This window comes from Enorma phocaeensis (genome assembly GCF_016901575.1).
Classification (GTDB): domain Bacteria; phylum Actinomycetota; class Coriobacteriia; order Coriobacteriales; family Coriobacteriaceae; genus Limicola; species Limicola phocaeensis_A.
In genome coordinates this window covers 37901-44973 of sequence record NZ_JACJKQ010000018.1, presented here as the reverse complement: position 1 = coordinate 44973, position 7073 = coordinate 37901, and the positions used below count along the sequence as shown (strand labels likewise).

The window sequence follows — 7073 nt, the reverse complement described above, 5'->3', positions numbered from 1 at the left end:
GCAGGAACGGGAATGCGTTGTCACCGGCAAGGGCAACAAGCAGCGTCCTGTCTACTTCGACGCGCGGACCAAGCTGCATCTAACGGAATACCTGCGCTCCAGGAATGACGACAGCCCCGCCCTTTTCGTGGCCCTGAGAGGAGACGGACAGCGGATGAGCATCGGCGGCGTGGAGTCGCGTCTGCGAAATCTCGGCAAGCGATCGAGAATCGATAGGGTACATCCGCACAAGTTCCGGCGAACGCTCGCAACGCACGCCATCGACAAAGGTATGCCCATCGAGCAGGTGCAAAAGCTCCTCGGCCATGCGAGAATAGACACCACCATGCACTACGCCATGGTGAACCAAAGCAACGTAAAGGCCTCGCACAGAAGGTATCTAGAATGATTAAGCGAGAACTCGGCAGCGTCTGCTCACGTCTCAGCAGCGGGAAATCGATTCGTGCTGAGAATATAAACCCGATTGGAGTCTACCCGGTTATTGGCGGTAATGGACTCCGCGGGTATACCGACAGCTACAACTTCGATGGAGAATGCGCAGTCATAGGACGCCAGGGCGCGGCCTGCGGAAACGTGAGGTATCACTCGGGTAAAGCATATATGACTGAACACGCGGTCGTTGTTTGCGCAAACGATGAGAATGACACTCGCTACCTTTCCTACCTCCTTTCAATCCAAAATCTCGGGCGTCTGTCTGCGCAATCCGCCCAACCTGGCATTTCGGTAAAAACCCTTTCCAAACAGGAAGTCTGCCTGCCACCTCTCGACGAACAGAAGCGAGTTTCTCAACTACTTGGAACCATTGACTCAAAAATCAACGCTAACACTAAACTAAATGATTATTTGGCAGCGTAGAAAGCCTGACGTTTGAGACGTCAATTTCGCCCGACATGAGCTTGGGGAGCAGGACATCGCGAAGGCCTGCCAGATTGCGCGACTGAATCTTGTTTACAACCAGCTCGTCAACGATGGGCTGCATTCTTCGCGTAAGGACTTCTAGCTGTTCTACGGGCGGAATGAGGACTTCGGATTCTGCCAGCGCACTGCGTTTGATGTGCCCCATGGTCGTGGCGCGATCTTTTGCCAGCATGATAAATCTGTCCATATGATGCTTTGTCCAAAGATAGTAAAGCCAGCTCGGATACCTGTCTGAGGTGACCTTGAATAGATGCTGGTTGAGTCCGGCGTCGCCTCCTGCCCAAAAATCCAGCAGAAGCGTTCCAGACCACGAGAAGACGAGATTGCCGTCATGGATTTTGACGCTCTCGTCTATCGTACTCGCACAGCGTTCGGAATCCGGTGTGCAAACCCCCTGTCCGAGCTCCTTGATTTTAAGCACTGGCAAGCCGGGATCACCTGGAGCGGGGCGGAACTTCTGCATCGCGAGGCCGTTCTTATAGCTTGCGATATCTAAGAGCGAGAGTCGCTCCCAGCTTGCGTCGGCATCGTTGAGCATATCCACGAACAATACGTCGAGAAGCTCAGCCAAATAATCATTTGTGCGCAGATTAAGCTCGATCATGTCGTCGAAACGATTGAGAATATCAGAGATCCTTTGCCGCAATCTTTGATTCGGCCAGGGAATCGAAGTACGCTTGAACTGGCTTTTATTGATAATTGACAAGGTGGTCGATTGCCCCTCCAGATGTTTGAAATAGGGCCATAACCACCTCATGGCATAGTACAGGTAGTCTGAGTCGCATGGATCATTGGGCACGATGGTGTTGATCTGCTGATTCGTCAGTGAGGTAACCTCAGTCACACCGACGTATCCAAGGTTGCCAATGCAAGAAACGCATACTGAACCAGCAGGAACAACCTGCTTGGAATACCTGTCTTTCACTGCGTTGGAAACGTGTCTGTCCGTAGTGGCGATGTGTTTCGTTGTCTGCAAGTCTTTCGGAGTGATGAATGGGATGTCGGGCTCCCACAATCCGGAGTCCTTAGTTGACGGAGTCTTTCCAGTGACAACGTCGGCAATATCAGAGATGCTGGCCTGTTCGTACACTAGCTATCACTCCTCAGTGTAGTCAACAATAAAGTAAGGGCTCATACTGTGCCTTGAGGCGACGGATAGCGGTTTTCCGGATGATCTAACGAAGCACCTTGCCATCACATTGCGCGGTGCGGCAACGAGCTTCTCAACCTTTAGCCAACAGTGGAAGTCGCCGACCTTGTCGCGATAATACGGGGGGACATACCTCCGCTCCGGCAGCTCACGGGATATATCTGAGATATGTGCCCAAAACCTATCTGTGGAGCCGCTGTGGATAAGCAGGACCCGGGGGGAATCCTGCTCAAGAAGTTCGCGTGAAACGGCAGCGGATACCGGGGCCCCGAGCTTCCCGTACCAGACGAAGCCGTATTGATCGATTAGCTCTTGATGTGCCGCAATCGTTCCGCAGGGGGGCGCGAAGTTTTCAGCATATCGTAATGCAACCGTAAGCAACTAATCACGCTCCCCAAGAATCCCATATCCAATCGCTTCTAGGTTCCTCTTGATCTGCTCCTGCAGGCGGTTGGACTCCTCGAAGCACTTGGCGATCTCGCCGGTCAGCCGCGCCATCTTCTCCTCGAAGGGCTCGCCGTCGTCCTCGGCGTCGGGAATGCCAACGTAGCGACCGGGCGTGATGATGTGGTCCTGCTTCTTGATGTCCTCGATGGAGGCAATGGCGGAGAAACCCTTTTCCTCTTCGAGCGTTCCCTCGCGGAACGCGTCGAACGCCCCGGCGACCTTGGCGATGTCCTCCTCAGTGAACTCGCGGAGCTTGCGTGACACCATGGTGCCCATGTTGCGGGCGTCGATGAACAGGGTCTTTCCGGGCTGGGCCTTCTTCTTGGTGATGATCCACAGGCTTACCGGGATACCCGTACTGTAGAAGAGCTTGTCGGGCATGGCGATGATGCCCTCAATCAGATCGGCTTCGATGAGCCGTGCCCTTATCTCGCCCTCGTTGTTCGTCTGGCTGGAGAGCGAGCCGTTGGCGAGTACCATGCCCATGCGGCCGGTACGGTTGAGGTGGTGCACCATGTGCTGGACCCAAGCGAAGTTCGCGTTGCCCTCGGGCGGGACGCCATATTCCCAGCGCGGGTCCTCCTTGAGCTTGTCGCCGCCCCAGTCAGAGAGGTTGAAGGGCGGGTTGGCGAGGATGAAGTCGAACTTCTCCGTGCGGTGTAGGTCGTTGAAGAACGTGTCGGCGTTCTGCTTGCCCAGGTCCGCATCGATGCCCCTGATGGCAAGGTTCATGGTTGCCATCTTCCACGTGGTGGGGTTGCTCTCCTGGCCGTAGATCGACAGGTCGTCGATGTTGCCCTGGTGGCGCTTCACGAATTCCGCCGACTGAACGAACATGCCGCCCGAACCACAGCAGGGATCGTAGACGCGACCATGGTAGGGCTCGATGACCTCGACGAGCGTCCTGACAACGCAGGCGGGCGTGTAGAACTCGCCCGCATTCTTGCCCTCTGCCTCCGCGAACTTGGAGAGGCAGTACTCGTAGGTGCGTCCCAGGATGTCGCGCGTGTCGCCCTTCTCTGCCATCTGCACGTTGGTGAAGAGGTCCACGACCTCGCCCAGGCGGCGCTTGTCCAGCTCCTGGCGGGCGAAGTTCTTGGGGAGGATGTTCTTGAGCTTGTCGTTCTCCGCCTCGATCTGGCGCATGGCCTCGTCGATGACCTTGCCCACCTCGGGGGTGTGCGCGGCGGCGGCGATGGTTTTCCAGCGGGCGCTTTCCGGCACGAAGAAGATGTTCTCCGCCGTATACTCGTCGCGATCCTCCTCGAAGCCCTCTCCCTCGTCGACAAGCTCCTGGTGGCGCTGGTCGAACTTGTCGGAGATGTACTTGAGGAAGATGAGACCGAGCACGACGTTCTTGTACTCGGAGGCATCGATATTGCCGCGCAGCTTGTCGGCAGCGCTCCAGATCTGCTGCTCGAAGCCGATCTCGGCGGTGTTATCCTTCTTCTTGCGTGCCATACGCAGCTCCTATTCGTAGATCTTCGTGTCGGCCCAGAGCTCGCACTGCTCCATGACCGTCTCCATGGCGTCATCGACGCCCTCGGGCGGGTACTTGTACTTGCGCAGGAGGCGCTTGATCGCGCGGCGCATGCCCGCACGGGCGCTCTCCTTCTTCTGCCAGTCTATCGTGGCGCTCCTCTGCAGGGTCTCGGTGAGCTCCCGTGTGATGGACACGAGCTGGTCGTTGTCGTAGAAGTCCTTGACCGCCTCGGGCTTGGTTATGGCGTCGTAGAAGGCCATCTCCTCGTCGTTCAGTCCGAGCTTCTCGGCGTCGGTCCTGTCCCTCATCATGTCCTTGGCCATCTTGACGAGCTCCTCGATGACTTCGGCGTTGGTGAGCATGCCGTTGAGGTAGGAGTTGAGCGTGCCCTGGAGCATGTCGCTGAACTTCTGGGCCTTGACCACGCTCGTGCGCTGGTAGGCCCGCACGCGCTCCTTGATGAGGCGCTTCAGACTCTCGACGGCGACGTTCTTCTCCTTCATGTTGGCGACCTCGGCGAGGAACGCCTCGTCGAAGAGGGAGATCTCGACGTCCTGGTTGTCGAAGAGGTTGAGAACCCCGTCCGCATGGACGGTCTGTTGCAGGATCTCGGTCACCTGCTTGTTGAACTCCGCGTAGGTCATGCCTCCCGAACCCCCGGATTTGCGCCCCGTGAGCCTCAGCACCTGGACGCGCAGGACCGAGAGGTACGCCGCCTCGTGCTGGTCCTCGTGCGAGACCAGGCTCTTGCACAGGCTGAGGGCCTGGTTCATGAGTTGGCACTGCTTGAGGAACTCCTCTGCGTCGTCCTGCCGCTTGGGTTCGAGCAGCCAGTCGACGCCCTCCGCGATGGCGCTCGCGAGCTCGGCCTTCTTGTCTGTGAAGATGAGCTTGCGGTAGTCGAAGCCGTACATGAGGTCGCGGCACACGTCGAGCTTCTCCAGGAACTTTGGGTAGGCCGTCGCGGCGACGTCCATGTTGCCGTAGTTTGACTGGTCGCGGTTGGTATAGTCCTTCATGGCTTGCTTGAGGGCGCGGGCGATGCCGATGTAGTCGACGACCAGACCGCCCTCCTTGCCTCGGCAGACGCGGTTCACACGGGCTATGGCCTGCATGAGGTTATAGCCCTTCATGGGCTTGAAGACGTACATGGTGGACAGACTCGGCACATCGAAGCCGGTGAGCCACATGTCCACGACGATGGCGATCTTGAGCGGGTCGTCATCGTTCTTGAAGCGCTGCTCCATGTCCTTCTTGTGCTTGGAGCCGCCGCAGACCTCGAACCACTCCTCGGGGTCCTGGTTGGACATCGTCATCACGACGCCGACCTTGTCCTTCCAGCCGGGGCGCAGCTCCATGATTCGCTTGTAGATCTTCATCGCGATGGGGCGGCTGTACGCCACGATGAGCGCCTTGCCTGCCAGCACGTCGGCGCGGTTCTCCTCGTAGTGCTCGACGATGTCTCTGCACAGAGCATCGATGGTCTCCGGAGTATCGAAGATGGCGTCCAGCCCGCCCAGGTCGTGCTTGGACTTTTGCACGGTCGCCTCGTCGGCTTGGTTGGCGAACTCGCGGTACGCGTCATCGATGCGCCCGAGCGCGTTCTCGTCGAGGTGGAGCGCCACCACGCGGCTCTCGTAGTAGACGGGCTTCGTCGACTCGTCCTCGACCGACTGGGTCATGTCATAGACGTCGATGTAGTCGCCGAATATCTCTCTGGTGTTACGGTCCTCCAGCGCGATGGGTGTGCCGGTGAACCCGATGTAGGAGGCGTTGGGAAGCGCCTTGCGTACCACGCGGGCAGCGCCCACGCTGACCTTGCCGGAGGCGTCCATCCTCTCGGTGAGGCCGTACTGGCCGCGATGGGCCTCGTCGACCATTACGACGACGTTGCTGCGGTCGCACAGGGGCTCATCGCCGTCGGTAAACTTCTGCATGGTGGTGAAGATGATGCCGTTTGCCTCGCGCCCCTCAAGCAGGTCCTTGAGGTCCTTGCGGCTCTCCGCCTGGACCGGTGTCTGGCGGAGGAACGCGGAGCAGCGCCCGAACTGGCCGTAGAGCTGGTCGTCGAGGTCGTTGCGGTCCGTGATGACCACGATGGTCGGACTGTCGAGCCTGCTCTGGAGCAGGTGTGCGAAGAAGACCATGGAGAGGGACTTGCCGGAACCCTGTGTGTGCCAGAACACGCCGATCTTACCGTCGCCCTCAACGGCCTTCGTGGCCCGCTCGATGGCCTTGCGCACGCCGAAGTACTGGTGGTAGGCGGCGAGGATCTTGACAATCCTGTCGTTGGAGTCGTTGAAACACACGAAGTTGCGGACTATGTCGAGCAGCCGCTCCTTGGGAAGCATGCCGTCGAGCATCGTCTTCCACGTCGCGGCCTTGGTCTCGGAGTAGTCCCCGTCCACGGATTTCCAGGCCACGAAGCGGTCCTCGTCCGCCGTGATGGTGCCCACCCGTGTCTCGGACATGTCACTCATGACGCAGAAGACGTTGGGGACGAACATGCCGGGGATCTGGCGCATGTACTGACGGAGCTGCTTGTAGGCGTCAGACGCATCCGTCTCCTCGCGCGATGGTGACTTGAGTTCGAACATGACGAGTGGCATGCCGTTGACGAACACGATGACGTCAGGACGCTTCTCGGAGTACTCGACGAACGTCCACTGGTTTACGACATGGAAGTCGTTGTTGCCGGGGTCGTCGAAGTCAAGCAGGCGAACGATCTCGTCCCGGTCCTGCTCGCCGTCGAAGTAGCGCACCTCGACGCCCGACTGGAGATAGTCGTTGAAGGTCTCGTTGCGCTGCTCCAACGTACCGCCCTCGACGTTCGAAATCTTGAGGATGGCCTCATCGATTGCGGCGGAGGGGAGCCCCTTGTTGATTCGCGCCAGAGCGTCGGGCAATACGTCGGGCAGGAACACATCACGGTAGTCATCTGAGGAGCGGCGGACGTCCGGCCCATAAAGATGCTCGTATCCGAGGTTGTCGACGAGGTGTTCGACGACAACCTGCTCGAACCAGTCTTCATTGATTCGCGATGAGTCGTATTCTATGTAAGCGTGCTTCATGCTG

At 58.4% G+C, this 7073-nt stretch carries 6 protein-coding genes; 2 read left to right on the top strand and 4 right to left on the bottom strand.

Annotation, left to right across the window (positions count from 1 at the left end):
• Both H6A15_RS08630 and H6A15_RS08625 read left to right on the top strand, forming a co-directional pair.
• Positions 1-388 (top strand): tyrosine-type recombinase/integrase (locus tag H6A15_RS08630; protein ID WP_204673349.1); only part of this gene is annotated, 388 nt, incomplete at its 5' end.
• Complete coding sequence (locus tag H6A15_RS08625) at positions 385-855, top strand: restriction endonuclease subunit S (protein WP_204673348.1); 471 nt, start codon at positions 385-387, stop codon at positions 853-855. The genes H6A15_RS08630 and H6A15_RS08625, both read left to right, overlap by 4 nt.
• On the opposite strand, the gene H6A15_RS08620 is transcribed toward H6A15_RS08625, so the two are convergent.
• From H6A15_RS08620 to H6A15_RS08610, 4 genes are read right to left on the bottom strand one after another with little or no spacing between them, the layout of a single operon-like run.
• Positions 827-2008, bottom strand: a complete 1182-nt coding sequence (locus H6A15_RS08620) for a restriction endonuclease subunit S (RefSeq protein WP_204673347.1) — start codon at positions 2006-2008, stop codon at positions 827-829. The genes H6A15_RS08625 and H6A15_RS08620 overlap by 29 nt on opposite strands.
• 6 nt (positions 2009-2014) lie before the next feature.
• Entirely contained in the window at positions 2015-2449 is a 435-nt protein-coding gene (locus H6A15_RS10745; RefSeq protein WP_428840705.1) for a hypothetical protein, read from the bottom strand.
• A complete protein-coding gene (locus tag H6A15_RS08615) occupies positions 2450-3976 on the bottom strand; it encodes a type I restriction-modification system subunit M (RefSeq protein WP_204673346.1) in 1527 nt (508 codons plus the stop codon).
• A gap of 9 nt (positions 3977-3985) precedes the next feature.
• The gene (locus tag H6A15_RS08610) at positions 3986-7069 is read right to left on the bottom strand and encodes a type I restriction endonuclease subunit R (protein ID WP_204673345.1); all 3084 of its coding nucleotides are present in this window, start codon (positions 7067-7069) and stop codon (positions 3986-3988) included.
• Between the last annotated feature and the right edge of the window lie 4 nt (positions 7070-7073).

Excerpts from the sequence above, each read along its gene's own strand:
- H6A15_RS08625 (WP_204673348.1), top strand. The coding sequence starts at position 385 with ATGATTAAGCGAGAACTCGGCAGCGTCTGCTCACGTCTCAGCAGCGGG.
- H6A15_RS08615 (WP_204673346.1), bottom strand. The coding sequence starts at position 3,976 with ATGGCACGCAAGAAGAAGGATAACACCGCCGAGATCGGCTTCGAGCAG.
- H6A15_RS08610 (WP_204673345.1), bottom strand. The coding sequence starts at position 7,069 with ATGAAGCACGCTTACATAGAATACGACTCATCGCGAATCAATGAAGAC.